Source organism: Caulobacter sp. B11, from assembly GCF_002737765.1.
GTDB lineage: Bacteria > Pseudomonadota > Alphaproteobacteria > Caulobacterales > Caulobacteraceae > Caulobacter.
The window spans coordinates 1-2,050 of sequence record NZ_PEGG01000397.1 but is presented as its reverse complement, the minus strand read 5'-3'; the positions used below and the strand labels follow the sequence as shown (position 1 = coordinate 2,050).

The window sequence follows — 2,050 nt, the reverse complement described above, 5'->3', positions numbered from 1 at the left end:
GTCGGTGCAGATATGGGCGTGCTCATGGGCCAGGACCGCCTCGTGCGGCCGGCCAGAACGGTCAGGGCGAAGGCGTTGGCCGCCGTGCCCGAGGCGGTGAACCGCACCGCGGCGTCGGCGTCCAGCAGGGCGCGGATGCGGTCGGCGGCCGCCGCGCTGACATGGTCGGTCCCATAGCCCGAGGCGGTCCCGGCATTGGCTGCGATCAGGGCCTCGATCACCTCGGGCATGGCGCCGGCGACATTGTCGGAGGCGAAGGTAACGGGCTGCGGTCATCAGAAGGGCGGGTTCCCGGGGAAGGCGGCGTGCGGGATCGATCACATGCCATGCCGGCGCCGAGGCGGTCCAGATGCGCACCCCGGGTTTCAGGTCGGCCGAGTCGTCCAGGCCGCCAGCTTGACGGCCAGGAACGGCGCGCCGATGTCCGACAGCAGGGGCGTGCCGCAGTCGGGACAGAACACCCTGCCCACCGTGGCGCCGCTGCCGCCGGGGCGGTCATAGCGCTTGGGCTCGCCTTCGACGAACCGCACGCTGTCGCGCGGGGCCATGGCGATGAAGTTGGGCCCGCCGCCCGAGGCGTATTGGCAGTCACGGCAATGGCAGACGGCCACGCCCATGAACTCGGCGTCGATCTCGTAGCGAATGGCGCCGCACAGGCAGCCGCCGGTCTTGAGGGTCATGGTGGTGCTCCTTCGGTCGTCGATATTAGGCGTGGCAAGGCTAGGCCTTACCCCTCCCGGCCCCAGGCCCGCAGATCCTGCACGAACAGCTCCGGAGCCTCCATGGCCCCGAAATGGCCGCCGTGCGGCAGCTCGGTCCAGCGGGTCAGGTTGTAGGCGCGCTTGACCCAGGATTGGGGCGGGGCGGTGTAGATGGTCTCGCCGGGGAAGTTGGCGAAGGCGGTGGGAACTTCGCAGCGCTGGCCTTCGGCCATCACCGCCCCGCCTTCCTCCAGCATGCCGCGATAGTACCAGGCCCCGGTCGTGAAGCTGCCGGTCATCACATACAGCATCAGGTTGGTCAGCAGCTGGTCGCGGGTGAACACCTGGTCGAAGGGCTTGTGGCGCAGGTCGGCCCAGTCGTGGAAGCGCTCCAGGATCCAGGCTGCCTGGCCGACCGGGTTGTTGGCCCCCATCCAGGCGATCGACTGCGGCTTGCTGGCCTGCAGCCGGAAATAGCCGCCATAGGCGTCGAGGGCCGCGCCGAAGCCGGTGATCCAGGCGATCTCCTCGGGGCTCTGCGGCGGGCCGTGCGGGCGCAGGCCGATCATGTTCAGGTGGATGGCCTCGACATGGGCGGCGTGATCGACCCCCAGCCACGACGTGACCAGCCCGCCCCAGTCGCCGCCCTGGGCGCGGTAGCGGTCATAGCCCAGCACATCGGTCATCAGGCTGTTGAACAGGCGGGCGGTGGCGCGCTGGCCGATCGGCCGGGCCGGCTTGGACGAGAAGCCGAAGCCCGGCAGGGACGGGATCACCAGGTCGAAGGCATCGCGCGGGTCGCCGCCGAACCGCGACGGAAAGGCCAGGGGCTCGATGGCGTCCCAGAACTCGAAATGACTGCCCGGCCAGCCATGGGTGATCAGCAGCGGGCGTTTGCCCTGGGCCTCGCCAACCACATGGACGAAGTGCAGGTCGAAATCCTCGACCCGGGCGGTGAACTGCGGGAAACGGTTGAGGTTATCCACAGCCTTGGCGACGTCGAAACCGTCGGTCCAGTAGGCGCAGATCGCCTTGAGGAAGTCGCCGTCGCACCCGCAGCCCCAGCCGCCTTCGGACGGCGCGGGCGGAAACTCATAGGCCCGGACCTGACCCAGCACCTTGTCGACGGCCTGCTGGCTCCACTCGACCCTGAACGGCGTGACCATGGCGTTTCCCCTGTTTTGCCGCAGCGTCCGGCGGGTGACGCGGGGGAGGTCAAGGGGGAGAGGTTGATGTGGGGAGCGGACAGTGCTCCCTATGGAAGAGGGAATTGGCGGCTGCCTTGGGTCGCTACCAGGTTCCAGCCAGCGCTCTGAAGCCCGACGTCACCGCGCCCGCACCCACGCTCT

General features: G+C 69.1%; 2 protein-coding genes and 1 pseudogene. All 3 read right to left on the bottom strand.

All coding sequences use genetic code 11. The annotated features are described in order from the left end of the window. Positions 1-276, bottom strand: a pseudogene (locus CSW58_RS13450) (beta-eliminating lyase-related protein); the annotation flags it as partial. Positions 277-365: 89 nt separating this feature from the next. Beyond that, positions 366-680: a GFA family protein gene (locus CSW58_RS13445; RefSeq protein WP_236627845.1), complete on the bottom strand. Its 315-nt coding sequence runs from the start codon at positions 678-680 to the stop codon at positions 366-368. A 47-nt stretch (positions 681-727) separates the two neighbouring features. After that, positions 728-1,867: an epoxide hydrolase family protein gene (locus tag CSW58_RS13440; protein WP_099447606.1), complete on the bottom strand. Its 1,140-nt coding sequence runs from the start codon at positions 1,865-1,867 to the stop codon at positions 728-730. Positions 1,868-2,050: the final 183 nt, after the last annotated feature.

Bases quoted from the DNA above. Each gene is read 5' to 3' on its own strand.
- CSW58_RS13445 (WP_236627845.1), bottom strand. From the start codon at position 680: ATGACCCTCAAGACCGGCGGCTGCCTGTGCGGCGCCATTCGCTACGAG.
- CSW58_RS13440 (WP_099447606.1), bottom strand. From the start codon at position 1,867: ATGGTCACGCCGTTCAGGGTCGAGTGGAGCCAGCAGGCCGTCGACAAG.